General features: G+C 68.6%; 24 protein-coding genes. 12 read left to right on the top strand and 12 right to left on the bottom strand.

Annotation, left to right across the window (positions count from 1 at the left end; translation table 11 throughout):
• Positions 1-24: 24 nt before the first annotated feature.
• Positions 25-1398, bottom strand: coding sequence for a 4-hydroxyphenylpyruvate dioxygenase (hppD, locus tag EBN03_RS20175; protein WP_233608478.1), 1374 nt, complete (start codon positions 1396-1398; stop codon positions 25-27).
• Positions 1399-1549: 151 nt separating this feature from the next.
• Here hppD and EBN03_RS20170 point away from each other — a divergent pair, with 151 nt between their 5' ends.
• Both EBN03_RS20170 and EBN03_RS20165 read left to right on the top strand, forming a co-directional pair.
• Positions 1550-2071: an Lrp/AsnC family transcriptional regulator gene (locus tag EBN03_RS20170; protein WP_122189610.1), complete on the top strand. Its 522-nt coding sequence runs from the start codon at positions 1550-1552 to the stop codon at positions 2069-2071.
• A gap of 144 nt (positions 2072-2215) precedes the next feature.
• Complete coding sequence (locus EBN03_RS20165; protein ID WP_122189609.1) at positions 2216-2554, top strand: hypothetical protein; 339 nt, start codon at positions 2216-2218, stop codon at positions 2552-2554.
• A 6-nt stretch (positions 2555-2560) separates the two neighbouring features.
• Here EBN03_RS20165 and EBN03_RS20160 read toward each other — a convergent pair whose 3' ends face one another.
• The gene (locus tag EBN03_RS20160) at positions 2561-3673 is read right to left on the bottom strand and encodes a winged helix DNA-binding domain-containing protein (protein ID WP_122189608.1); all 1113 of its coding nucleotides are present in this window, start codon (positions 3671-3673) and stop codon (positions 2561-2563) included.
• Positions 3674-3772: 99 nt separating this feature from the next.
• Here EBN03_RS20160 and EBN03_RS20155 point away from each other — a divergent pair, with 99 nt between their 5' ends.
• Complete coding sequence (locus EBN03_RS20155) at positions 3773-4183, top strand: VOC family protein (protein ID WP_122189607.1); 411 nt, start codon at positions 3773-3775, stop codon at positions 4181-4183.
• A gap of 2 nt (positions 4184-4185) precedes the next feature.
• On the opposite strand, the gene EBN03_RS20150 is transcribed toward EBN03_RS20155, so the two are convergent.
• Positions 4186-4728, bottom strand: a complete 543-nt coding sequence (locus tag EBN03_RS20150; protein WP_233608477.1) for a nitroreductase family protein — start codon at positions 4726-4728, stop codon at positions 4186-4188.
• Positions 4729-4803: 75 nt separating this feature from the next.
• Positions 4804-5778 carry an NADPH:quinone oxidoreductase family protein gene (locus EBN03_RS20145; RefSeq protein ID WP_122189605.1) on the bottom strand — a complete coding sequence of 325 codons (975 nt, stop codon included), beginning with the start codon at positions 5776-5778 and terminating at the stop codon, positions 4804-4806.
• Between the two features lie 116 nt (positions 5779-5894).
• On the opposite strand from EBN03_RS20145, the gene EBN03_RS20140 reads away from it, so the two are divergent.
• From EBN03_RS20140 to EBN03_RS20125, 4 genes are all read left to right on the top strand, one after another.
• Positions 5895-6203: a hypothetical protein gene (locus EBN03_RS20140; protein WP_122189604.1), complete on the top strand. Its 309-nt coding sequence runs from the start codon at positions 5895-5897 to the stop codon at positions 6201-6203.
• Positions 6200-7294 carry a lytic transglycosylase domain-containing protein gene (locus EBN03_RS20135; protein ID WP_122189603.1) on the top strand — a complete coding sequence of 365 codons (1095 nt, stop codon included), beginning with the start codon at positions 6200-6202 and terminating at the stop codon, positions 7292-7294. The genes EBN03_RS20140 and EBN03_RS20135 overlap by 4 nt, the downstream gene beginning before the upstream one ends.
• 218 nt (positions 7295-7512) lie before the next feature.
• Positions 7513-8286: an acyl-[acyl-carrier-protein] thioesterase gene (locus EBN03_RS20130; RefSeq protein ID WP_199742890.1), complete on the top strand. Its 774-nt coding sequence runs from the start codon at positions 7513-7515 to the stop codon at positions 8284-8286.
• Between the two features lie 112 nt (positions 8287-8398).
• Positions 8399-9139: a hypothetical protein gene (locus EBN03_RS20125; protein ID WP_122189602.1), complete on the top strand. Its 741-nt coding sequence runs from the start codon at positions 8399-8401 to the stop codon at positions 9137-9139.
• 730 nt (positions 9140-9869) lie between these two features.
• On the opposite strand, the gene EBN03_RS20120 is transcribed toward EBN03_RS20125, so the two are convergent.
• Positions 9870-11537, bottom strand: coding sequence for an FAD-dependent oxidoreductase (locus EBN03_RS20120; RefSeq protein ID WP_122189601.1), 1668 nt, complete (start codon positions 11535-11537; stop codon positions 9870-9872).
• 190 nt (positions 11538-11727) lie between these two features.
• Between EBN03_RS20120 and EBN03_RS20115 the strand changes: the two genes are divergently transcribed.
• Positions 11728-12219, top strand: coding sequence for a SixA phosphatase family protein (locus tag EBN03_RS20115; RefSeq protein WP_122189718.1), 492 nt, complete (start codon positions 11728-11730; stop codon positions 12217-12219).
• Positions 12220-12235: 16 nt separating this feature from the next.
• Here EBN03_RS20115 and EBN03_RS20110 read toward each other — a convergent pair whose 3' ends face one another.
• Positions 12236-12436 (bottom strand): hypothetical protein, encoded by a 201-nt coding sequence (locus EBN03_RS20110; protein ID WP_122189600.1) that lies wholly within the window; start codon positions 12434-12436, stop codon positions 12236-12238.
• Positions 12437-12534: 98 nt separating this feature from the next.
• On the opposite strand from EBN03_RS20110, the gene EBN03_RS20105 reads away from it, so the two are divergent.
• The 3 genes from EBN03_RS20105 to EBN03_RS20095 all read left to right on the top strand — a co-directional run bounded on the left by EBN03_RS20105 (position 12535) and on the right by EBN03_RS20095 (position 14445).
• A complete protein-coding gene (locus tag EBN03_RS20105) occupies positions 12535-12903 on the top strand; it encodes a VOC family protein (RefSeq protein ID WP_122189599.1) in 369 nt (122 codons plus the stop codon).
• A gap of 79 nt (positions 12904-12982) precedes the next feature.
• On the top strand, positions 12983-13441 hold the full coding sequence (locus EBN03_RS20100; RefSeq protein ID WP_122189598.1) for a MerR family transcriptional regulator: 459 nt from the start codon (positions 12983-12985) through the stop codon (positions 13439-13441).
• Positions 13438-14445, top strand: coding sequence for an aldo/keto reductase (locus EBN03_RS20095; RefSeq protein ID WP_122189597.1), 1008 nt, complete (start codon positions 13438-13440; stop codon positions 14443-14445). Before EBN03_RS20100 ends, EBN03_RS20095 begins: the two co-directional genes overlap by 4 nt.
• 36 nt (positions 14446-14481) lie before the next feature.
• Here the strand turns inward: EBN03_RS20095 and EBN03_RS20090 are convergent, their stop codons facing one another.
• Positions 14482-14793 carry a GNAT family N-acetyltransferase gene (locus EBN03_RS20090; RefSeq protein ID WP_122189717.1) on the bottom strand — a complete coding sequence of 104 codons (312 nt, stop codon included), beginning with the start codon at positions 14791-14793 and terminating at the stop codon, positions 14482-14484.
• Between the two features lie 5 nt (positions 14794-14798).
• Positions 14799-15278 carry a carboxymuconolactone decarboxylase family protein gene (locus EBN03_RS20085; protein WP_122189596.1) on the bottom strand — a complete coding sequence of 160 codons (480 nt, stop codon included), beginning with the start codon at positions 15276-15278 and terminating at the stop codon, positions 14799-14801.
• Positions 15279-15378: 100 nt separating this feature from the next.
• Here EBN03_RS20085 and EBN03_RS20080 point away from each other — a divergent pair, with 100 nt between their 5' ends.
• On the top strand, positions 15379-16056 hold the full coding sequence (locus EBN03_RS20080) for a hypothetical protein (RefSeq protein WP_122189595.1): 678 nt from the start codon (positions 15379-15381) through the stop codon (positions 16054-16056).
• 34 nt (positions 16057-16090) lie between these two features.
• Here the strand turns inward: EBN03_RS20080 and EBN03_RS20075 are convergent, their stop codons facing one another.
• The 4 genes from EBN03_RS20075 to EBN03_RS20060 all read right to left on the bottom strand — a co-directional run bounded on the left by EBN03_RS20075 (position 16091) and on the right by EBN03_RS20060 (position 23883).
• Positions 16091-17398 (bottom strand): DUF1254 domain-containing protein, encoded by a 1308-nt coding sequence (locus EBN03_RS20075; protein ID WP_122189594.1) that lies wholly within the window; start codon positions 17396-17398, stop codon positions 16091-16093.
• Between the two features lie 260 nt (positions 17399-17658).
• Positions 17659-18801, bottom strand: a complete 1143-nt coding sequence (locus tag EBN03_RS20070; protein WP_122189593.1) for a Fic family protein — start codon at positions 18799-18801, stop codon at positions 17659-17661.
• Between the two features lie 100 nt (positions 18802-18901).
• Positions 18902-19804, bottom strand: coding sequence for a 2-hydroxyacid dehydrogenase (locus EBN03_RS20065; RefSeq protein ID WP_233608476.1), 903 nt, complete (start codon positions 19802-19804; stop codon positions 18902-18904).
• A 122-nt stretch (positions 19805-19926) separates the two neighbouring features.
• Entirely contained in the window at positions 19927-23883 is a 3957-nt protein-coding gene (locus EBN03_RS20060) for a DNA-directed RNA polymerase subunit beta' (RefSeq protein ID WP_122189592.1), read from the bottom strand.
• Between the last annotated feature and the right edge of the window lie 78 nt (positions 23884-23961).

Genomic DNA, 23961 nt, shown 5'->3' with positions numbered 1-23961 from the left:
CGTCACCGGCTCGCGGCGCAGGGCTCACAGATTGCCGCGAGCGTCCTGTTCGCGCTCGATCGCCTGGAACAGGGCCTTGAAGTTCCCCTTCCCGAAGCCCAGTGAACCGTGTCGTTCGATGAGCTCGAAGAACACCGTGGGCCGGTCGGTGAGCGGGCGGCAGAAGATCTGCAGCAGATAGCCGTCCTCGTCGCGGTCGACCAGGATGCCGCGGGAGCGCAGGTCTTCGATCGGCACGCGGACCCGACCGATGCGGGCGCGCAGTTCGGGATCGTCGTAGTAGGCGGCCGGGGTGGCGAGGAATTCGACGCCTTCGCGGCGCAGCGCGTCGACGGTGGCCAGGATGTCGCCGGTGGCCAGGGCGATGTGCTGCACGCCCGGGCCGCGATAGAACTCCAGGTACTCGTCGATCTGGGATCGCTTGCGGCCCAAGGCCGGTTCGTTGAGCGGGAACTTGACCCGATGGTTCCCGTTGGCCACGACCTTGCTCATCAGAGCCGAGTACTCGGTCGCGATGTCGTCGCCGACGAATTCGGCCAGATTCGTGAAACCCATGACCCGCCGGTAGAACTCGACCCATTCGTCCATCCGGCCCAGCTCCACGTTGCCCACCACGTGGTCGATGGCCTGGAACAGCCGCGGCGGCGCGTCGGCGCGCGGCTGATAGCCGGATGTGCGGGCGACGAAGCCGGGCAGATACGGTCCCGCGTACCGGGAACGGTCGACCAGGGTGTGCCGGGTGTCGCCGTAGGTGGCGATCGCCGCGCTGCGGACGGTGCCGAAATCGTCTGTGCTGTCGTGTGGTTCGACCAGGATGGTGGCGCCCTGCGCCCGCGCCCGGTCGACGCACTTGTCGACGTCGGGTACCTGCAGCGCGATATCGGCGACGCCGTCGCCGTGCCGATCGTGGTGCGCCACCAGCGGACTGTCCGGGTCGACCGCGCCGGTGACCACGAAACATGCTCCACCGCTGCGCATTACGAAGGACTTGTGGTCGCGGTTGCCGGTCTCGGGTCCGGAGTAGGCGACCAGCCGCATACCGAACGCCGATTCCAGATAGTGCGCGAACAGGGTGGCGTTGCCGACGATCCACACCACCGCGTCCCAACCCAGTACCGGGAACGGGTCCGCGGCAGCGTCGTAGTCGACCAGACCGACCAGCTGCCGCAGCGTCGCGTCCGTGGGTTCGTCGACACCCACGGACGCGGCACCGGCGAACCCCGCGGCGGCCGGCGGGCGGGTCCGCGCGCGTCGGCGGCCGGGCGTCCGCGGCAGGGAGCGCTGCGGCGCGCCGTCCACCGGTACCGCGCTGCCCCGCCGGGCGACCGGGGCAGAGCTGGTACGCGGTTGATCCGGGACGAGCGCGCGGCGCGCGGGCGGCAGCTGATCGGCGGTCATGGCTCAAGTAACCGACGATTCACCCCGCTTGGCAATCTCCGGGGATTTCTGTGGACATCCTGGCCGATTTCACCATCACCGACCGCTCGATGCTGGACAATTCGTATAGCTGGAGCAGCGGAAGCCCGGCCGGAGGACCAGGAGGCGCCCCATGGCACCCACCGACGCGAAACTGGACGAACTGGACCTGGCGATCCTCGACGCCATGCACCGCTACCAGAAGGCCGGCATCCTCGAACTCTCCCGCCGCACCCGCGTCGCCCGCGCCACCGTGCAGTCCCGGATCAACCGCATGGAGGAATCCGGGGTGATCGCCTCCTACGACCCGCAGCTCGACGTGACCGCCGCCGGATTCGACGTGCAGGCGTTCGTCACCCTGGAGATCGCCCAGGGCGCGCTCGACGCCGTGACCGCCGACCTGACCGCGATCCCCAGCGTCATCGAGGCCTACGCCACCACCGGCTCACAGGACGTCCTGTGCCGCATCGGCGCCGACTCGCACAGCGGGCTGCAGGAGGTCCTGCTCAGTATCGACCGCAGCCCGGCGGTGGTCCGGTCACACAGTGTGATCGTGCTGTCCACCGTGGTCGCGCCCCGCACCCTGCCGCTGCTGAGCACCCGCACACCCACCGGGACCAGCAAAGCGCCCGCGTACCGGCATCCGGAGCGCTGAGCGCCGCGGCCTCGGTGCCGATTGTCACGAATACCCTTGTAGCCCAAGCATTTCTGCACAAGGCTGGCCAGTGCGTGTCTCGAACAGCGGACCGGTCCGGCGAATGCGCTCCGCCCCGAGATCGGGTGGCACTACGGTGCGCGCATGTTCGACTCGAAACCCGCCCGCCTGCTCGCAGGCGTGGTCACCGTCGCCGGCGCGCTCACCGCCGGCGCCGGAGCCGTCGGTGCCACGACAACTCCCGTCACTGCCGCACAGACCACGCTGCCGCCCGTGCCCGTTCCCGCCGGGAGCGCATCCGGTTCGGCCGGTGCGCTCTCCGGCTCGACGGGCAGCTCAACCGACAGCTTCCTCGGCTACCTGCTGTGCGGCTCCCCGCATCTGGTCTACCTGCCGCAGACCGGCACCTGCGTGGTCCTGGATCCGCTGCCGCCGATCCCCACCCCGACCCTGTCCCCGCTGCCGCCGGTGCCCGCTGCCTGATCCGGCTCAGGGCTGCAATGTTGCTCCGGGCGCGAGGATTTCGACCGCATGCCGGAGATCCGGTTCCAGGAAGCGCAGCAGCGCGGCGCCTTCCGCTTCGACCTCGGCCGTCTCGGCGGAGGTGTACAGGCGATCGGGCAGCACCCGCAGCCGAGCGGCGGTCTTGTCCGTGAACACCTTGTACCGGCCCGCCACGAAACCGTCCACCAACAGCGGTGACACCTGGGATGCCATGTGCCGCAACACTAGTGGGCGCCCGCCTGGGATGATCCGGCTGCGGTCGGCGTGCGAGAGGTACACGTTGTCGTACCAGCCGAGGAAGCGCGCCGGAGCGGGCCGGTCCGGGTCGGCCAGGACCGCGTCGGCGGCGTCGTAGAGGGTGCGACCCCGCGCGTCGGTGTAGGTGCGGACGCGGTCGCCGAGCGTATCGAGCGCCTTCTTGATGCCGGTGAGCCGGGACCAAGCCTGCACGTCCATGGAACTCGCCGGGCCGTAGGCGCGCAGGTAGCGCAGCACCAGTTCCGCGGCCGGGTAGGTGTGATCGAGCGGGATGCCCAGCCAGGGCTCGATCCGGGACCACACCGGGCGGCTGTTGTTCTTCCACAGGCCGCGCGGCGGGGTCTGCAGCACCGGCAGCTGATAGAGCCAGGTCTGCAGCACGGCACCGGCGTCGCGGTCCGGGTATTCGCGCGCGGCGATCTCGCGCAGCGCGGCGGCCGGCATCGGCTCGTCGCCCAGCGCTTTCTGCCCGCGGGCGCGGACCTCCTCCGGGTCGAGTCCCACCATCGCGCCGTAGTTGAATCCCTTGCGGAACGGCGCCTTCTCCAGCTCGGGCTGGATGTGCGGCACGATCCGCACCGCGTCGGCCGGCGTCACCAAGTGAATCGTGCCGCGCATCACCGTGATTCGCACCAGGGATCGCTCGTGCAACGCCCGGTCCAGCTGCGTCGGATCGAAATCCACTGTGCGGCTCCATAATCCGACGAACGGCGGCATCGTGTCCTGCGCCTGCAGGCCGACCAGCTCGTCGCAGATCCGCGCCGCGTCGAAACGCATCCGCTCCAGCAGGTGATGCCGGTCGAGCAGCGTGCGATTGAGAATCCGGTCGGAGAGCTCCACTCCGCCACGCTAGCGCGGCCCACCGACATCCCGGCCGCCGCGCGAACCGGTCAGGAATCGAGAAGCATCCCGGCCGCACCGGCTCCTACCGTCGATGACATGGACATCATCATCAACTGGACCTTCCTCCCGCACTCCGACGCCGACGCCTCCCTGGCCTTCTACCGCGACGTACTCGGCTTCGAGGTCCGCAAGGACGTCGGTGACGGCCGGATGCGCTGGATCACCGTCGGATCCCCCGACCAGTCCGACGTCTCCATCGTGCTGCACCCGCCGGCCGTCGAACCCGGTACCACCGACGAGGAGCGGGCCACCATCGTCGAGATGATGGAGAAGGGCAACTACGGCCGCATCGTGCTGGCCACCCGCGACCTCGACACCGTGTTCGACAAGGTGCAGGCCGCCGGCACCGAGGTCCTGCAGGAGCCGACCGTGCACCCGTACGGGATGCGCGACTGCGCCTTCCGCGACCCGGCCGGCAACCAGATCCGGATCCAGGAACTGGACTGAATTCAGTTCGGCGCGAAGGCGTCTCGCCGCAGGTCCGCGACACTGCGCCGGCCCCGCTCGGTGGCCAGCGGACCTGCCGGGCGGCCGATCGCGGTCATCGACACGATGTGCCAGCCCGGGGCCGGCGCCAGGTCGGCGCTCAGTGCCGCCAGATCGAAGGCGCGGAACTGGTGGCAGGCCAGGTCCATCGCCTGCGCCTGGATGGTCAGGTGGGCGACCGCCTGGCCCAGGTCGTAGTCGGCGAAATCCGAGTACGGCAGATCGGTGTCGTCGACGAACCGGCGGGTGAGATTCACGATCAGCGCCGACGCGTCGGCGGCCCACGCCCGGGAACTGCGGGCGAGATGCCGGGTGATCGTCGGGTGGATCGGGTCGCCACGGCGGGCGGGGACGAACGCCCACGGCTGGGAGTTCCCGGCCGAGGGCGCCCAGCGCGCCGCTTCCAGCAGCAGGTCGATCTCGTCCACGGTCACCTCGTGGTCCGGATCGAATCCGGCCGGACTGTAGCGGGCTCGCAGGAGCGGGTGCAGGGTCTGCTGTTCCACGGGCGAATCCATGTACAGCGGTAAGGCCCTGGGCGCCACGGCTATTCCCGCGGAATCGGCGTGGCGCCCGGAACCTCAGCGGACGGTGACGACCACCTTGCCGGTCGCGGTCCGATCGGCCAGTGCACCCACCGCGGCGGCGGTCTCCGCGAGCGGGAACAGGACCGGCTGCGGCGGCGCGATCTTGCCGGCGGCGAGCAGCGGCCCGACTTCGGCCCACTGTTGTTGCAGGTAGCCGGGATTGGTCATGGCGTACTCGCCCCAGGCCGCACCGACAACCTCGACATTGTTGAGCAGCAGGCGGTTGACTTTCACGGTCGGGATCTCGCCGGCGGTGAAGCCGACGACCAGCAGGCGGCCGCCCTGGGCCAGGCAGCGAATGCTGTCGGTGAAGCGATCGCCGCCGACCGGGTCGAGGACGATGTCGACACCGCGCCCACCGGTCAGTTCCTTCACCGCCGCGAGCCACCCGTCGACCAGCACCACATCGGTGGCACCGTTGGCCCGCGCCACCTGCGCCTTCTCCTCGGTGCTGACCACCGCGATCACCCGGCCCGCACCCAGCGCCACCGCCATCCGCAGCGTCGACGTGCCGATACCGCCGGCCGCGCCGTGCACCAGCACGGTCTCACCGTCGGCCAGCCGCCCGCGCTTACGCAGGCAGAAGTGCACGGTGAGGTCGTTGAAGATGACACCCGCACCCGCCTCCATCGACACCGTGTCGGGCAGCGGGAACACCATCTCGACCGGGGTCACGGCCACCTCGGCCGCGGCATTGCCGAGCAGCGTGAGCGCGGCGACCCGGTCACCCGCCCGCACATGCGCGCCCTCCGGCGCCTCCCGCACCACCCCCGCCACCTCACAGCCGACGACGAACGGCAGCTGAGGCTTCATCTGATACAGCCCCTGCGTCATCAACACGTCGGGGAACGCGATCCCGGCCGCGTGGACGTCGATGACGACGCCACCGGGGAAGGCCGCCGGCTCCGGAATATCGACGATTTCGATCGCGTCGGGGCCGTCGAGCCTACTCACCTGTGCAGCGCGCACTGCCTACCTCCTCGTCGCTGAGCCTGGAGTCGAAACTAGCCGGGCGCAACGACCGCTGTCCACGGACCGCTGTCGTTGGTTACGCTGGGCGAGCCGACCACACGAGGGGGACTCAAATGGGTGACGACAACGGCAGTTTCAGCATCGACCTGCACGCACTGCAGACCTTCGGCGACGACTTGCGTTCGGAGGCAACGGCGATCATCGGCCTGAAACCCGATCTCGCGGCGGCCGCGGGCGCACTGCCAGGCACCGACTGGAACGCCACCTGCACTGCGGCGGACACCTCGGTCGACCAGGCGATGAAGCGGATGGGGGCCCGCTACACCGCCATCGCGGATTCGATCGAGCAGGCCGGGAAAGCCCTGCAACTCACCGTGGATCAGTTCGCCACCGACCTGAAGCAGATCGGAGAGCAGGTATGACGACCGTCGCCGACGTCCTGGCCTGGCAGCCGGAACTGCTCACCACCGCGAGCACCGCTGTCACCACCGCGCACACCTCCCTCGATCAGAAACTGAGCGACGGCGTCACGAAGGTGAACGACATCGACTGGAAAGGCCACGGCGGCGAGCAGGCCAGGGCGCGCATGGAGGAGGAGCGCACCAAAGGCTCGGCGGTATCCGACGCCCTGATGAAGCTCGGCAAGGCCCTCAGCGACCAGGTCGGCAACCTGGACACCGCCAAGAGCGCCGTGCAGACCGCCGTGGACACCCCCCGCAACGCCACGGGCCCCGCCGACTGCCCCGGCTTCGAAGTGGACGAAGAAAAGGTTCAGGTCAGCGCCGCGAAACGAATCGCATGGTGGGGCACCCAGCACCTCAGCCAGGCCGACCTGGACAAGAAGACCCTCGAGGAGAACCACACAGCCGCACAGGACGAGCTGACCTTGACCACCGCGCTGGCGCAGGCGGTCGGTGTCGCACAGGCGGCGATCGACGCGGTGAACAAGGCGAAGACCGAGGTGGACACGGCATACCAGGGGCTGGGTGACCCGACCGCGGTCGGGTCGGCGGCGAAGTGGCCGAGCGACACCGGAAACACCAACGGCCATAACAGCAGTACCGGTGGTACCACCAGCCACGGTAGCGGCGAGATCCACGGTCCGGTCGGTACCGCGAACACGACCAGCGGCGGGCCGCCGTCGACCACGCCGAGCGGCGACGTAAAGGAGTGGATCGAGCAGGCGAAGAAGATCCTGATCGAGATGGGCTACCCGCCGGAATCCATCGACGAGAACGCCATCGCGACGATCATCGAACACGAGTCAGGCGGTAATCCGAACGCGATCAACAATTGGGACAGCAACGCGGCCGCCGGTCACCCGTCCAAGGGGCTGATGCAGACCATCGACAGCACCTTCAACGCCTACGCCGCCCCAGGCCACACCGACATCTGGAACCCGGTGGACAACATTGTCGCGGCGACCAGGTACTCCATCGCCAATTACGGTTCGCTGGGCGCGGTACCCGGGGTGGCGGCGGTCAACAACCACCAGGGTTACGTCGGATATTGATCGGTAAGCGGCCGGTCCGCCGTAGGACACGGCACCGCGCGGTCGACGCGGTGTACCGCGCGTCCACGGTGCGGTATCGACGGCGTGTAGCGACCTGTTCGCAACTGTGTCGGGTGAGTGTCGGGCATTTGGGCATCAAGCTGTGACCTTGCACCCGTAGAGTCGTGCCGAAAGCAACGCACAGATCGCAGCACCACCGTGCCGCGCGAGGAGCACCAGTGTCACTCGATGAGCCACTCGCCCCGCTGACCGCGGAAGGCATCGGCTTCACTTCGACGTGGGCAGTAAGAGCCGGCGACGTCGACCCGTACCACCGGTTGCGGCTGGACGCGGTCGCGCGATACCTGCAGGACATCGCGACCGAGGAGACGCACGCGAGCACGATCCGGAATACCGATCCGGATTGGATTCTGCGGCGGACGGTCATCGACGTGGTCCGGCCGGTCACGTTCCCGGACCGGGTCGAGCTGCGCCGCTGGTGTTCGGCGCTGTCGACCCGCTGGGCGAATATGCGGGTGCGGCTGACCAGTGACAACGGTGGTCTGATCGAGACCGAGGGGTTCTGGATCAAGATCAACGCCGCGACCAACCTGCCGACCCGGATCAGCGACGAGGGCATGGCCTACCTGGGCCGCACCGCGACCGAACAGCGGCTGCGCTGGCGGCCGTGGCTGTCGGACACGCTGCCGCCCGCCTCCGAGAGCGATGTGGCGTTCCCGTTGCGTGCCACCGACATCGACCAGTACAACCACGTCAACAACGCGGTGTACTGGCAGATCGCCGAGGGATTCCTGATCGACTACCCGAAGCTGGTGGTCGGTTCGCACCGCGCGGTCATCGAATACCTGGCGCCCGTGCTGGCCCGCCAGCAGATCAGCGTGCGCAGCCGGTACGAGCCCGCGGGCGCCGGCGGCCATCCGCTGCTGCAGTTGTGGCTGGTGGCCGACGGCCAGGTCGCGACGATCGTGAAGATCGGCCCGCTGCCGCACTGATTCGCGCCGCGATACCCGCCCGGCGCGGCTGACCGCCGCGTGTGCCCTCCCCTGCCAGCATGGTGCCGGGCGGTGGCGCTCGGCCGCCGTCGGTCACACAGGAGGGTTCGGCGTGCACAAGACTCGGCTGGCACTACTGATGGCTGTTCCGGCGGTACTCACGGCACTGACTGCCTGCGGACATTCGTCCGACCACGCGCCCACGACCACCGCGAAGGCGACGCCGGCCCCGCCCGTCACGACCACCGCCGCAGCGCCTCCGACGCACAACACGATCCTCCCCGTGCCCACCACCGAACCGCTGGCCGGCGCCCAGGACGTCGACTGCGGCCCGCTGCTGGCCTCCAACGGGCAGACCGCGCAGATCATCGCGGTGGCCACCAGTTCCGGCGTGGTCGGCTGCACCGAGGCCGTCACCATCGCCACCCGGTACGCGACCGCGCAGCACACCGGCGACGCCACCCTCGTCGACGGCTGGACCTGCGAACCGCAGCCCGACACCGAAAGTCCGTTCGTCTGCTTCAAGGACGGCTTCGTCATCGATCTGCGGGGCGGTGGCGGCCCGGCGTCCCCGGCGGTCCCGCCGCCGCCCACCACCACGGTCCCGCCGGCACCCGCCGACGTGAACTGCGGGCCGGTCACCGACGCCGGCGGTGGCAGCCGCACGGTGATCGCGGTGAGCACCCCGGCCGGCGTGGTCGGGTGCACCGAGGCGATCACCGTCGCCTCTGACTACGCCACGCAGATCGCGCCGTCGGACGCGTTCACCGTCGACGGGTGGGACTGCCACGCCCAGGGCCCGGGATCGGCGTGCGCCAAGGACGGACTGGTGATCAACCTGCTCGCGCACTGATCGACCCGCGCACAGCATTGCCGGCGCGGCATTGCCCGGGCGCATCAGCCGCTCGGCATCGACCCCGCACAACGTTGCCCGCCAGGCCTTGCCCGCGCACAACGTGCCCGCTGATCGGCAGCCCGGCCCCCGCCCAGCACCGGCAGTGCCCGCGCACAACGTCGTCCCGCCCGGCAGCGCCCGTGCACAGCGTCGCCCTACCCGGCAGCGCCCGCGCACAACGTCGCCCTACCCGGCAGCGCCCGCGCACAACGTCGCCCTACCCGGCAGCGCCCGTGCACAGCGTCGCCCCGCCCGGCAGCGCCCGTGCACAGCGTCGCCCTACCCGGCAGCGCCCGCGCACAACGTCGCCCCGCCCGGCAGCGCCCGCGCACAACGTCGCCCCGCCCGGCAGCGCCCGCGCACAACGTCGCCCCGCCCGGCAGCGCCCGCGCACAACGTCGCCCGACCGCATCAGCCGCTCGACGCGAGGAGCCGCCGACCCCAGGGTCGGCGGCTCCTTATTGCGTTCTATGAACTCGACTGCGTCAGTGCGCGATCCGCAGTAGACAGGCACGACGCTGCGCCAGTTCGACTGAGCCGGAAGCACATCCAGTTCGCGACTACCGAACCCCACCCCGACGGCACTGTCCGGCACCGCGCACACCGCACGGCCCCGATGCGGCGCACGCGGTGCGAGTTCCGCTGCGCTGCCACGGAATCCGATGCACGGACCCGAGGCGCGACCGGCTCAGTCCTGTGCGGCCTTGAGCATGTCCGACAGCGAGGTGAACTTGACCCGGGGACGGCCCGCGGCCTTGCCCGCGCTCCGCTCGGCGGCGTCGATGGACTTCCAGCCCTCGCGGCCGACCAGTTCCGGCTGCCGCTCCGCCAGCAGAGCCTGCAGCGCGGCACGATCGCCGGTGGGGGCGGTCAGTGCGCCGGAGATGAAGTCGGCGATCAGCTGCTCGACCGTCTCCTGCGCGTCGACCCGGTTCGAGCCGATGACGCCGCGCGGGCCACGCTTGATCCAGCCGCTGACGTACACGCCCGGGACCGGTGCCGCACCGTTCAGGACGCGGCCCTGATCGTTGGGGATGGTGCCGGACTGCTCGTCGAACGGCACGTCGGCGACGGCGGTGCCGCGGTAGCCGATCGAGCGCAGGATCAGGCCGGTCGGCAGCGTCTCGGTCTCGCCGGTGCTGCGGGCGACCTCGCGGCCGTTCTCGACCACCAGTTCGTTGCGGGCGATCTCGACGGCCTCGACCTTGCCCGCACCGAGCACGGCGGTCGGCGAGGCCAGGTAGCGGAAGACGATCCGGCGGCGGTCCGGGTTCGGTTCCTTGGCCGCGTACTCCTTGGCCAGCTGATACTTCAGCTGGACCGACGGCTCGATCTCCGGGTCGTCGAGCGCGGCCTGGCTGACCGGGTCCAGGTCGAGTTCGGCCGGGTCGACGACGATGTCGACGTTCTTCATGTAGCCGAGGGCCAGGAACTCCGGCGAGGAATAGGCGGCCTGCAGCGGCCCACGCCGGCCCAGTACCACGACCTCGCGAACATTGCTGCGCCGCAACGCTTCCAGCGCGTGGTCGGCGATGTCGGTCTTGGCCAGCTCGTCGGGGTCGGTGGTCAGCACGCGGGCCACGTCCAGGGCCACGTTGCCGTTGCCGACCAGCACCACGCGCTCACCGGACAGGTCGAACTCGCGGTCGGCGAAGTCGGGGTGGCCGTTGTACCAGGCGACGAACTCGGTGGCGGAGTGGCTGCCGGGCAGGTCTTCACCGGGCACGCCGAGATGCCGGTCGGTGGCGGCACCGACGGCGTAGATCACCGCGTGGTGGTGGGCGAGCAGCTCGTCGTGCGAGATGTGCTTGCCCACCTCGACGTTGAGGTAGTACTGCAGGGTGTCGCGGCGGAACGCCGACTCGAACATCTTCGCGACGCCCTTGGTGCCCTGGTGGTCGGGCGCCACACCGGCACGGACCAGGCCGTACGGGGTGGGCAGCCGGTCGATCATCTCGACCTCGACGTCGGCGCGGCGCAGCAGCTCCTCGGCGGCGTAGCAGGCGGCGGGCCCGGCACCCACGATCGCGACTCGCAGGGTGCCGAGGTCCTTGCTCGGGCGCGGCGGTACCGCGATCGCGTCGAAATTGGCCTCCAGCGGGTGCCGCTGGAACCACGCCGCGTTCATGTCGCGGTAGCGAGCCAGCGACGCGGTCAGGTCCTCCTCCGCGAAGATCGCCTCGACCGGGCACGCGTCGACACAGGCACCGCAGTCGATGCAGGTGTCCGGATCGATGTACAACTGCTCGGTCTGCGCGAACTCCCGCTGATCCGGAGTGGGCCGAATGCAGTCGACAGGGCATTCGGGAACGCAGCTGGCGTCGTTGCAACAACGCTGCGTGATGACGTAGGCCATATCTCGATCCTCGAACCTTATGTGGGGCCGTCCACCCCATTTTTGACGGGCGGACGGGGTCACTGTGACCGGGGGATGACCCGGGTTGGCCAGTGACGCCGTCCACAAGTGTGCCTCGAGAGTGGTACGCATCTCATCGCGGCTCCGGTGATCGCCCGTCGCGGCCCGTGGAGGGCATACGGTGATCACCATGGCTGCGACCCTCATCCTGATGCGCCACGGTAAATCCGGCTACCCGGCCGGTGTCGCCGACTTCGACCGTCCGCTGGCCGAACGCGGCGTCCGGGAGGCCGGACTGGCCGGTGACTGGCTGCGGGCCACTCAGCCGGCGGTGGACGCGGTGCTGTGCTCGGCCGCCACCCGAACCCGGGAGACGCTCGCCGCGACCGGCATCAGCGCGCCGGTGTCGTACGAGAAGTCGATCTACGAGGCCTCGCCACGCACACTGATCGAGCTGATCCAGCTGACCGACGACGCGGTGGAGACGCTGCTGCTGATCGGCCACGCGCCGGGCATCCCGTGGACGGCGTGGGAGCTGGCGGCGAACCGCAGCTCCCCCGATGCCGAGGAGCTCAGCCGCAAGTACCCGACCTCCGCGCTGGCGGTGCTCGAGTTCGACCGGCCGTGGCGGGACGCCACACCGGGCACCGGGGAGCTGTTGCGCTTCCACGTGCCCCGCTGACGCCGTTGCCGGCGGCTCAGCCGAGCAGCCTGCCCCGAACGACCACGACGACGCCGAACACGATCAGCACGAGAAGCGCGACGAACCAGTTCGTCAGCCACCACACCACGCCGAGTACGGCCAGCACCGGTAACAGTGCGATGGCCGCGATAACCGGACTCTCCTTGACCGTTTCGAGCGCCGATCTAGCACGGACCCGGTCGATGTCTTTCCCCATGCAGCCAGGGTAGGCCGCGCGAGCGGGCCGCGCATCGGTCCTGTGACAGCCGCACACTCGCACCCGAACTTGTCGGACCCCGATGCCACCATGGCCCCATGGAATGGAAAATCGAGTTGGTCGTGCTCCCGGTCACCGATGTCGACCGGGCCAAGGAGTTCTACACCCGCGTCGGCTTCCACGCCGACTTCGACGAGAGCCCCAGTGCCGAGGTGCGTTTCGTGCAGTTGACGCCGCCCGGATCGGGCTGCTCGATCGCCGTCGGCAAGGGGATCACCGATGCCGCGCCCGGCAGCGTGCAGGGCATGCTCATGGTGGTGCCCAGTGCCGAACAGGCCTATCAGCAGCTGGTCGCGGCCGGTGTCGAGGCGACGCCGGTCAAGGACGAGGGCTGGGGTCTGTTCACCTATTTCGCCGATCCGGACGGCAACAAATGGTCGGTGCAGCAGCTGCCGGCCCGCGGCTGACATTTCTCGCCGATCCGCTCTTGGTTGGAGTGCACTCCAACCCGCTAGCGTCGACCACGTCGAGAGGGAGGCCCACAGGATGGACGCGAGAGCGGATCAGGCGAGCGACCCCGGCGCCTACGAACGGCCGCGGTACTCGATCGGGGAGGTCGCCGAGAAATCGGGACTGACCCGCGACACGCTGCGCTGGTACGAGCGGATCGGCCTGATGGACTACGTCAGCCGCGACCACACCGGCAACCGGCGCTTCAGCGACCGCGATCTGGACTGGCTGCTGCTCATCGGCCGGCTGCGCACCACCGGCATGTCGGTCACCGACATGGTCGGCTACGCGGAGCTGGTGCGTACCGGGGATTCCACGATTCCGCAGCGGCTGGCCATGTTCCGCCGCACTCGCACCGAACTCCTCTCCCGCATCGACGAATTGAATCAAGCCGTGGCCGTTCTGGACTGCAAGATCGCCAACTACGAGGGCGATCCGGCACCCGACTGGCGGGACGCGGTGAAACGGCACGAGCGCAAGGAGATCACGGCATGACCGGCACGCACACTCTCCCGACCACCGACCTCGGCGGCATCCGGGTCGGCGCACAGGGTTACGGCGCCATGGGTATCAGCGAGTTCTACGGCGAAACCGATCTCACCGAGGCACGCGCGACCCTCGAACGCGCCCTGGAACTCGGCGTCACCCTGTTCGACACCGCCGACATCTACGGCAGCGGGCACAACGAGGAATTCGTCGGCGAATTCGTTCGGGCACATCGTGATTCAGTGGTGTTGGCCACGAAATACGGCATCGTCCGCAAGGCCGACGACCCGGCGTATCGCGGGATCGACAACTCCCCCGCCTACATTCGGCAGGCCGTGGAGGCCAGCCTGCGCCGGCTCGGCATCGACACCATCGACCTGTATTACATGCACCGGCTCGACAGGCGGTATCCGATCGAGGAGACCGTCGGTGTCATGGCGGAACTGGTGGCGCAGGGCAAGGTGCGCCTGCTGGGCCTGTCCGAGGTGACCGGGCCCGAACTGCGGGCCGCGCACGCCGTACATCCGATCGCGGCCGTGCAGTCGGAGTGGAGCCTGTTCTCCCGCGACGTGGAACAGGGCGTGGTTCCCGCCGCCGCCGAACTGGGTGTCACCTTCGTGCCGTACTCGCCGCTGGGTCGCGGATTCCTCACCGGCACACTGCAACTCGCGCAACTCAGCAGCGGCGACTTCCGCGGTCACATGCCGCGGTTCACCGGCGAGAACGCCATCCGCAATCAGGAACTGCTCGCCCCGCTGGCCGAGATCGCGGCGGCCCGGGGCCTGACCACTGCCCAGGTCGCGCTGGCGTGGGTCCACGCCCAGGCCCGCACGCACGGGCTCGGCGTGGTCCCGATTCCGGGAACCCGCAGCCGGCAGCGGCTCGCCGACAATGTCGCTGCCGCGACGGTGACCCTGTCCGAGGCGGAACTGGCCGCGCTGGAACCGATCTCGGCCCAGGTGAAGGGAAACCGGTACGCGGATATGACCTTCACCTCCGCGGGTCGCGAATAGCCCTCGCGCTGAATTCGATTCGGCGCCGAGTCGAATTCAGCGCTGCACCCCCTTGCCCACCACGTGGGCGTCGAACTCCGGGTGCTTGTCCAGCCAGCCCTTCAGGAACGGGCAGCGGGCGACCACCAGCAGATCGCGTTCGATCACATCCTCGACGGCCTCGCGGACCAGAACGTCCCCGAGGCCGATCGCGGTGAACTCCGTGTCGACCTCGGTCGCGATGAAAACGATGTCACGGTCCCGCTCACGGAATTCGGCGAATCCGGCCAGCCGGTCCCCGTACCACACCTCGAATCGGTGCTGTGCGTCGTTTCGCGCAACGGTTGCCGTGACCGCCTGGTCCGTCATGAAACTCACTTCTCCTTCCGCGGCCGCACCGGATGCCTGCTCATGATCGAGACTCGATTGAAGGCACCCATGGTGGTCGCGATCCAGACGACAGTTGCCGCCTGGCTATCCGACATGTATTGCCGCGCAAGAGCATACTCGCGGTCGATCTTGTCCTCGCGGGGTAGCTCGGTGGTCGTCTCCGCCAGCGCCAGGGCCGCCTCCTCGATTTCCGTGAACAGCGTGGTGCGCCGCCATCCGGCCAGTACATCCAGTTGCTGTTGGGTCGCCCCGGCCACCAGGGCGGCCTTGGTGTGCAGGTTCAAACAGAACGGGCACCCATTGATTTGCGAGACCCGAACGTTGATCAATTCGACGAGTCGTTCATCGAGTCCGGCGCGGTGTGCGGCCGCGCGCACCGCGGTGTGGACCGCCGCCAAGGCGGCGTACACCTCCGGTTCCTGCTTGTCGATCCAGATCCGGTCTTCGGCGCGATATCCGTCCACAGCCGGATGGTAGAGCACCGAAGCAGCCGTTCCGTGTCCGTCCCTGATCCTGTGGGCTCGCTGCAGTACGCTCGGCCGCGCAGACGAAAGGTGGGTCTTGATGTTCGAGCGCGCCGTGGCGCACACGATGGAATTCGTCGTCCGCCGTGGTACCGGCGTCCGCGATCCGCTGGCGGCCAGGTACCTGGAACGGCTGCGGCGCAAACATCCCGACCGCAGTCCGGCCGAGATCGAGCGGGGGCTGGAGACCCGGTACCTGGTCGCGGTCACCGCGGGCGGCGCGGTGGCCGGTCTGGTGGCCGCCGTCCCCGGGGTGGGGACGATTCTGGGTTTCGCGGTCGCCGGGCTGGAATCGGTGCTGTTCCTGGAAACTTCCGCGCTCTACGCCACCGCGCTCGGGCAGCTGCACGATGTCGAGCCGTTGCCGCCCGGGGACAAGCGGCTGCTGCTCAGCCAGGTGGTGTTCGGGATCGGCGGCGCCGAACTGATGTACGGCCAGAGCGCCGCACATGCGGCGAAGGACTGGGCCGCGAAGGTCGGCGACCGCGTCCCCGGCATCCGTTCCATCGAGAACCCGCTGCTCAAGCAGTATGCGGTGCGCTTCCTGGTGCGTCGCGGCCTGCTGCTGTTCGGCAGCGCGCTGCCCGCGGGAATCGGCGCGGTCATCGGCGCCACGGGCAATCACGCCCTGGGCCGGGCCGTGGTCACCAACGCCCGCGACACCTTCGGCCCCGCGCCGGCGTACTGGGACGAGCCGCGGGCCTCATCGGCCCGGTAGCACTCCGAGCGCAATATCCTTGTACGCCAGTCGATTACCCCGCCAGCGGGCGCACCGGCGGTGGTGTCCAGGTGCCGTCCAGCGCCGGACCGAGCGGCGCGTAGAGGCGCATGGTGATCCCGATCGGCCCGGTCGGCGCGGGCAGCCAGTTGGCCTCGCGATCGGGCCCGGGGTTCTTGCGGCTCACCAGGATGTCCAGTGAACCGTCGGCGTTGTACTTCAGCTCGTCGCGGTCACCGATGGCGAACCGGTTCAGCTCGTTGGCGATCTGGAAGCCCTCCCCGTCGTACATGGTGATCGACCAGAAGGCCGCGACCGGCGGCAGCCGGCCGGCGTCGAAGTGGATCACATAGTCGGTGTCCCCGGTCATCGGGTTGCCGTCGGCATCGGCGAGCAGCAGCGGATAGATCGCGTCCTCCGGCGGGTTCGCGCCCAGCCCGACCTGGGTGACCGCGGCCCGGGTCAGATAGTTGTCGCCGTAGACCCCGATCGTTCCGAGCAGGTTCATCCAACCGTTCACGGGCAGTGCCAGTTTCGGCACCGAGGCGTGGATGGCGGCGAGTCCGGCGGCGGCACCGGCCTCGACCTCGGCCAGCTCGGCGGCGGTGAACCGGGTGGCATCGAAGTTCTCGCCGGGCACGATGCCCAGCGCGGCGATCCGGGCCAGCTGCGAGAAGTCGGTCGCGTGCGGCGGATTCACCGCCAACGCGGTCGCGGCGGTGGCGAAGAATTCGACGGCGGCCATCCCGTTGACCTGCCGGAGCGGCTCGATGTCGGTGCGCACGTCGGGATCGGGGCGGAACGGCTCGGGCTCGCGGATCTCGGCGATCGACATGCCGTCCTGGAACGCGTTGACCGCGGCAAAGTCTCGCGGTCCGTTGGTCTGGGTCCGGCCGATCACCCAGACCTGCGGTGTCGGTGCCGTGATCACCGGTATCCCGGCGGGCAGCGGCCCGCGCTCACCCGGCCCGGCCACGACGATGTCGAGCGGCCCGGTACCGGTGGTGCGCTTGCCCGGGTTGGCGAACACGTCGGTCCAGGCGTCCAGCATCGGCAGCATGTAGAACCGCCCGCCGCTGTCGGGTACCCGGATTCGGACCGGCGTGCGATCCAGGTCGAGCCACGCCGAGGAGTAGAGCGTGTCGAAGTTCGGGCGGACCACGCCGCGAAAGTCGGCGTCGGGGAACTGTCGCAGGTGGTGGAACCGATTCGGGGGCCCGAAACTGCCGCCGGCGGGGGCATTGACCTGCTGTGCCCGGGTCACATGCATGGTGACCAGCGGATACAGGTAGATGTACGCTTCGCGACTCAGCGTCGTCAGATCGTCGGACAGCTTGCCCATCGTGCCTCCACTGCTCAGTGACGCTCTCCGGCTCCGCCCTGGCAACTATAGAGCAATCAAGACGGCACGATCGGCGGCGGGCCGGTTGCGAGAGGGTGACCCACCCGACACAACAAGGTCGCTACCGAGTAGCAACACCCCGCGCCGCCAGCCGACTGCGCGGTCGCCGACCCGACATCATCCGAAGAATATTTGCCGCAAATTCGCCAACATCGGTCCGCGGGACGACAGATGCGGCCCGGGGCCAGCGCCCGTCGTGGTCACCACCCACGCAACGTCGCCATGATCGAACGGTAGGCGCCGATCCGTTGCTGCCCACCGGATACCAGCGGAGGGAGGATCCGCTCGATCATCCGGTAGCGCTCCACCGCGCCTTCCAGCCGGAACGCCGCCACCGGATCCACGTCCGCGCCGCGCGCGATCCGGTTCGCGATCGTGTCGTAAGTGGCACTGCCGCGACGCACTACGTCCGCCCAATCCGTCGGAGTCGAGGTGAGATCGTGGTAGTGCTCCAGCAGACCGGGCGACAGGCCGTCCCGCTCCAATGACCAGTTCATCAGCAGCCGAGAGACCCGGCCGTTGTAGTCCGGAAATGGGTGAACCGCGACGAGCCGCTGCTCCAGCTCGGCGGCAAGCCGATACGGGTCGTAACCGGGACCGGCCCGTTGGTCGTTGTACCACTTGCTGAGCGACCGAAGCTCCTCCTCGACCGAACCCGTTGCATGAGCGCCATATTCGATACCACCGCGCGGGAACTGATCGGTTCCACCGGGAACGTAGCGCAGCAATGGATTCGCCTCGATGGCCGCGATCTCGGCATCGCCGAGTTCCTCGGGAAGGACACCGATCATGGACCCGGACCGAAATTTCCCGGCGATTTCCGGTTTCGCGAAACCGGCCGCCCGCCGGTGTAGTTCGGCGATGAAGTCCGGATTCAGCTCGCCCTCACCATATTCCCGGGCGAAGGCGCGAGCATCCAGGTATCCCGCCCACTCCGCTTGCCCGAACAGCAGTTCCGGATTCGGATGACCGGACACCACACCGAACTCCAACAGCGGACGGTCGATGAACAATCCGGCTTCCAGCGCCCTGCGCGCCGGAGTGTCGAGCCCCAACTGCGCCGACCGTTGTTCGATCAGCGTGGCGAGATCTGTTGCTGCCGTGTGGTTGCCGACCTGCGGTGCGGTGTCCCGAAGTTCCGGAACATGCGGCGAGCTCCCGGCGGCCGCCTCGATTCCCACCTTGTCGCCGACCGATCGGCGCAGCCCCACGGCAGCCGCACTGGTGTGCTCGGAAAGCGCTTCGGACGCCTCGTGGCCCGCCGTTCCCAGCCGCTCCCCGATCCGCTCCAGCAGCCTCGGCACCGCCACTGCCGGCTCGAATGCGTCCACGCCCCAAGACATCCCGTCGCTCCACCGCGGCCCGATATCCGACGCGGCCGCATGAGACTTTCCACGGTAATGCCGAGGCTCGCACCTCCCGGTGGTGACGAGACCCGATCCGTCAGCGGTGCCCGCCCGGGACCACGAGGTTCTCCAGCTCTTCCCCCGCGACGAGATGCGCGAGCTGGCGTTCGACCAGCCGCCTCGCCCGTGGCGTGAACGAGTCCGAGCCGCCCGCCACGTGTGGGGTGATGATCACGCCCGGCAGCGACCACAGTGGGTGTCCACTCGGAAGTGGTTCCGGCGCAACCACATCCAACGCCGCGCGCAGCCGTCCCGCCGCCACTTCGGCGGTCAGCGCCGCAGTGTCGACCGAGGTCCCCCGCCCGACATTGACCACTAGTGCTCCGTCCGGCAGCGCGGCCAGCTCGGCCGCACCGAGCAGCCCCCAGGTCTGCGCCCCGCCCGGCAGCACCGCTACCAGGATGTCGGCCTCCGGCAACAACTTCGGCAGCTCATCGATCCCGTGTACCCCGGCCCGCGCCGTCCGAGCGACCCGGGTGACCACCGCCTCCCCCGCCAGCAGATACCGCTCGATCGCCCGCCCGATCGACCCGTACCCCAGGATCAGCACCCGGCTGTCGGCCAACGATCGTGTGTGCGCGTGATCCCACACGCCCGCGGCCTGCGCCCGCGCCCACCGCGGCAGATCCCGTTGCGCCGCAAGGATCAACGCCAGCGTGTGCTCGGCGACGCTCAGGTCGTGCAGCCCCCGCCCGTTGGCCAGGCACACCCCCGCCGGCAACACCGGCAGTATCTCCTCGAACCCCGCGTTCAAGGTCTGAACCGCCCGCACCGCAGGCAATTCCGCGATCAACTCCACCGGCCGCCGCCCGCGATCGTAGGGCAGCACGAAGAATTCGACATCGCCGAGCCCCCCGGGCAGCTCTTCCCCGCCGTCCCACACCGAGACCTCGACCCCCGCCGGCACCACCAGATCACCCCACGGCACCAACACACGCATCCGGATCAGCCTCCGCCCTCGCACCTACGACAGTGCCCCGAACGATACCGACCGCACGTGCACAGCAAAGGCCCCCGCCCGGGAACCCGGGCGGGGGCCGAATGCTGTTGCGGTCCTACCGATTACCGGTAGTCGCTGAACCCGTAGTCGTCCAGCGGGACAGCCGCACCCGTCGAAGTGCCGAAGCCCTCCGGGGTGTAGTAGGTGTCGTCGTAGGACGGCACCGCGTAGGCGGCCGCGCGGGCCTCCTCGGTCGGCTGGACCTGGATGTTGCGGTAGCGGTTGATACCGGTACCGGCCGGGATCAGCTTACCGATGATCACGTTCTCCTTCAGGCCGATCAGCTTGTCGGAGCGGCAGTTGATCGCGGCATCGGTGAGCACGCGGGTGGTCTCCTGGAAGGAGGCCGCCGACAGCCACGAGTCCGTCGCGAGCGACGCCTTAGTGATACCCATCAGCACCGGCCGGCCGGCCGCGGTCTCACCCGCGCCCTCCGCCATGACCCGGCGGTTGACCGACTCGAACTCCGAGCGCTCCACCAGCGAACCGGGCAGGAACTCCGTCGCACCCGAGTCGATGATGGTGACGCGCCGCAGCATCTGCCGGACGATGACCTCGATGTGCTTGTCGTGGATGGACACACCCTGCGACCGGTACACCTCCTGGACCTCGTGGACCAGGTGGATCTGCACCTGACGGGGGCCCATCACGCGCAGCACCTCGTGCGGGTCCGCGGAGCCTTCCAGCAGCTGCTGGCCGACCTCGACGTGGTCACCGTCCGCCAGCAGGCGCTCGGTGCCGTCGTCGTGCTTGAACACGCGCAGTCGCTGACGCTTCGACAGCTTGTCGTACACGACCTCGTCCGAACCGTCGTCCGGAATGATCGTGATCTTGTAGAAGCGGTCGTCGTCCTCCAGCCGCACCCGGCCCGAGACCTCCGCGATCGGCGCCTTGCCCTTGGGGACACGGGCCTCGAAGAGCTCCTGGACACGCGGCAGACCACCGGTGATGTCGTCACCGGCGACACCACCCTGGTGGAAGGTACGCATGGTCAGCTGGGTACCCGGCTCACCGATGGACTGGGCGGCGACGATACCGACGGCCTCACCCACATCGACGAGCTTGCCGGTCGCCATCGAGCGGCCGTAGCACATGGCACACACACCGGTACCGGAGGTGCAGGTCAGCACGGAACGGACCTTGACCTCGGTGACACCCGCCTCGAGCAGCGCGTCGATGGCCGGGTCGCCGATGTCGTGACCCTTTTCCACGATGACGTTGCCCTTGGCGTCGACGATGTCGACCGCCGCGGTCCGCGCGTACGCCGCGGTCTCGACGTGCGCGTCCCGGATCAGCGAGCCGTCCGGCTGCTTCTCCGCGATCGTCATCACGATGCCGCGCTCGGTACCGCAGTCCTCCTCGCGGACGATGACGTCCTGCGACACGTCCACCAGACGACGGGTCAGGTAACCCGAGTCGGCGGTACGAAGCGCGGTGTCGGCCAGACCCTTTCGCGCACCGTGGGTGTTGATGAAGTACTCGAGCACGGTCAGGCCCTCACGGAACGAGGACTTGATCGGGCGCGGGATGAACTCACCCTTCGGGTTCGTCACCAGACCCTTCATACCGGCGAGGGTACGAGTCTGGGTGAAGTTACCCGTCGCACCGGAGTCGACGATCGTGATGACCGGGTTGTCCGGCGGGTAGTACGCGCGCAGCGCCTTACCGACCTCTTCGGTGGCTTCCTGCCAGATCTTCACCAGGGCGTTGTTGCGCTCCTGGTGGTCGAGCGCACCACGCTGGTACTTCTTCTCGATCTGGTCGGCCTGGCCCTCGTAGCGCTCCATGATGTCGGTCTTCTCCGGCGGAACGAGAACGTCCGACATGGAGACGGTGACACCGGAACGGGTGGCCCAGTAGAAGCCCGCGTCCTTGAGCTTGTCGACGGTCTGCGCCACCACGATCATGGGGTAGCGCTCGGCGAGGTCGTTGATGATCGTCGCCTGCCGCTTCTTCGGCATCTGCTCGTTGATGAACGCGTAGTCCGCCGGGAGCAGGTTGTTGAAGATGACCCGGCCCAGGGTGGTCTCCGCGATCCACACGTCGCCGCGCTGCCAGCCGTCGGGGAACAGCTCCGCCTCGACGTCCTTCGGCGGGCGCTGGTCGTCGAGACGCACCTTGATCAGCGACCGGACGGTCAGCTCACCACGGTCGACGGCCATCTGCGCCTCGGCGGGCGAGGAGTAGACACCGAATTCCGGCGCGTCCTTGGTGGCCGGGCGGTACTCACCCTTGGCGCCCTCTTCGAGGCGGGTCAGGTAGTACAGACCGGTCACCATGTCCAGACGCGGCATGGCGAGCGGGCGGCCCGACGCCGGCGACAGGATGTTGTTCGAGGACAGCATCAGGATGCGGGCCTCGGCCTGCGCCTCCGCGGACAGCGGGAGGTGCACGGCCATCTGGTCACCGTCGAAGTCGGCGTTGAACGCCTCACAGACCAGCGGGTGCAGCTGGATGGCCTTACCTTCGACCAGCAGCGGCTCGAAGGCCTGGATACCCAGACGGTGCAGGGTGGGCGCACGGTTCAGCAGCACGGGGTGCTCGGCGATGACCTCTTCGAGGACATCCCACACCTGCGGCCGCTGCCGCTCGACCATCCGCTTGGCGGACTTGATGTTCTGCGCGTGGTTCAGGTCGACCAGCCGCTTCATGACGAACGGCTTGAACAGCTCGAGCGCCATCAGCTTGGGCAGACCGCACTGGTGCAGCTTCAGCTGCGGACCGACGACGATGACCGAACGGCCGGAGTAGTCGACACGCTTACCGAGCAGGTTCTGCCGGAAACGACCCTGCTTACCCTTGAGCAGGTCGCTCAGGGACTTCAGCGGGCGGTTACCCGGGCCGGTGACCGGCCGGCCGCGACGGCCGTTGTCGAACAGCGCGTCCACAGATTCCTGCAGCATGCGCTTCTCGTTGTTGACGATGATCTCGGGCGCGCCGAGGTCGATCAGTCGCTTCAACCGGTTGTTGCGGTTGATCACCCGGCGGTACAGGTCGTTGAGGTCGGAGGTCGCGAAGCGGCCACCGTCGAGCTGCACCATCGGCCGCAGTTCCGGCGGGATCACCGGGACGGCGTCGAGGACCATGCCCATCGGCGAGTTGCCGTTGGCCTGGAACGCGGCGACGACCTTGAGCCGCTTGAGCGCGCGCAGCTTCTTCTGGCCCTTGCCGGTGCGAATGGTCTCGCGCAGGCTCTCGGCCTCGGCGTCGATGTCGAAGTTCTCCATCAGCTTCTGGATGGCTTCGGCACCCATCGCGCCGGTGAAGTACTCGCCGTAGCGGTCGGTGATCTCGCGGTACAGCATCTCGTCCACGATCAGCTGCTTGACCGACAGCTTGGTGAACGTGGTCCAGATCTCGTCGAGCCGGTCCAGCTCACGCTGGGCGCGGTCGCGCAGCTGACGCATCTCGCGCTCGCCGCCGTCCTTGACCTTGCGGCGGACGTCGGACTTGGCGCCCTCGGCCTCCAGCTCGGCCATGTCGGCCTCGAGCTTCTGGGCGCGGGCCTCGAGGTCGGCGTCGCGCTGGTCGGCGACGGCCTTCTTCTCGACCTCCATCTCCGCCTCGAGCGTGGACAGCTCGTTGTGGCGGAGCTCCTCGTCGACACCCACGATGACGTAGGCGGCGAAGTAGATGATCTTTTCCAGATCCTTCGGCGCCAGGTCGAGCAGGTAGCCCAGACGGGACGGAACACCCTTGAAGTACCAGATGTGGGTGACGGGCGCGGCCAGCTCGATGTGGCCCATCCGCTCACGACGCACCTTGGCGCGGGTCACCTCGACGCCGCAGCGCTCACAGATGATGCCCTTGAAGCGGACGCGCTTGTACTTGCCGCAGTAGCACTCCCAGTCCCGGGTGGGACCGAAGATCTTCTCGCAGAAGAGGCCGTCCTTCTCCGGCTTCAGCGTGCGGTAGTTGATGGTCTCCGGCTTCTTGACCTCGCCGTAGCTCCACTGGCGGATGTCTTCGGCGGTGGCCAGGCCGATCCGGAGTTCATCGAAGAAGTTGACGTCTAGCACGTAACTTCCTTTCCCCTTGGAAGGGTAGGTATTTCGAGCAAAAAGTCGCTAATTCTCTTGCCTCCCGGGGTCTTTCGA

Origin of the sequence: Nocardia stercoris (genome assembly GCF_003696265.1) — a bacterium.
Taxonomy (GTDB): domain Bacteria; phylum Actinomycetota; class Actinomycetes; order Mycobacteriales; family Mycobacteriaceae; genus Nocardia; species Nocardia stercoris.
The sequence above is the reverse complement of the archived record's forward strand: the minus strand, read 5'-3'. Positions and strand labels throughout refer to the sequence as shown.

Coding starts and splice junctions, on each gene's coding strand:
- hppD (WP_233608478.1), bottom strand. CDS start 1,398: ATGACCGCCGATCAGCTGCCGCCCGCGCGCCGCGCGCTCGTCCCGGAT.
- EBN03_RS20170 (WP_122189610.1), top strand. CDS start 1,550: ATGGCACCCACCGACGCGAAACTGGACGAACTGGACCTGGCGATCCTC.
- EBN03_RS20165 (WP_122189609.1), top strand. CDS start 2,216: ATGTTCGACTCGAAACCCGCCCGCCTGCTCGCAGGCGTGGTCACCGTC.
- EBN03_RS20155 (WP_122189607.1), top strand. CDS start 3,773: ATGGACATCATCATCAACTGGACCTTCCTCCCGCACTCCGACGCCGAC.
- EBN03_RS20140 (WP_122189604.1), top strand. CDS start 5,895: ATGGGTGACGACAACGGCAGTTTCAGCATCGACCTGCACGCACTGCAG.
- EBN03_RS20135 (WP_122189603.1), top strand. CDS start 6,200: ATGACGACCGTCGCCGACGTCCTGGCCTGGCAGCCGGAACTGCTCACC.
- EBN03_RS20120 (WP_122189601.1), bottom strand. CDS start 11,537: ATGGCCTACGTCATCACGCAGCGTTGTTGCAACGACGCCAGCTGCGTT.
- EBN03_RS20115 (WP_122189718.1), top strand. CDS start 11,728: ATGGCTGCGACCCTCATCCTGATGCGCCACGGTAAATCCGGCTACCCG.
- EBN03_RS20110 (WP_122189600.1), bottom strand. CDS start 12,436: ATGGGGAAAGACATCGACCGGGTCCGTGCTAGATCGGCGCTCGAAACG.
- EBN03_RS20105 (WP_122189599.1), top strand. CDS start 12,535: ATGGAATGGAAAATCGAGTTGGTCGTGCTCCCGGTCACCGATGTCGAC.
- EBN03_RS20100 (WP_122189598.1), top strand. CDS start 12,983: ATGGACGCGAGAGCGGATCAGGCGAGCGACCCCGGCGCCTACGAACGG.
- EBN03_RS20095 (WP_122189597.1), top strand. CDS start 13,438: ATGACCGGCACGCACACTCTCCCGACCACCGACCTCGGCGGCATCCGG.
- EBN03_RS20090 (WP_122189717.1), bottom strand. CDS start 14,793: ATGACGGACCAGGCGGTCACGGCAACCGTTGCGCGAAACGACGCACAG.
- EBN03_RS20080 (WP_122189595.1), top strand. CDS start 15,379: ATGTTCGAGCGCGCCGTGGCGCACACGATGGAATTCGTCGTCCGCCGT.
- EBN03_RS20075 (WP_122189594.1), bottom strand. CDS start 17,398: ATGGGCAAGCTGTCCGACGATCTGACGACGCTGAGTCGCGAAGCGTAC.
- EBN03_RS20070 (WP_122189593.1), bottom strand. CDS start 18,801: ATGTCTTGGGGCGTGGACGCATTCGAGCCGGCAGTGGCGGTGCCGAGG.
- EBN03_RS20065 (WP_233608476.1), bottom strand. CDS start 19,804: ATGCGTGTGTTGGTGCCGTGGGGTGATCTGGTGGTGCCGGCGGGGGTC.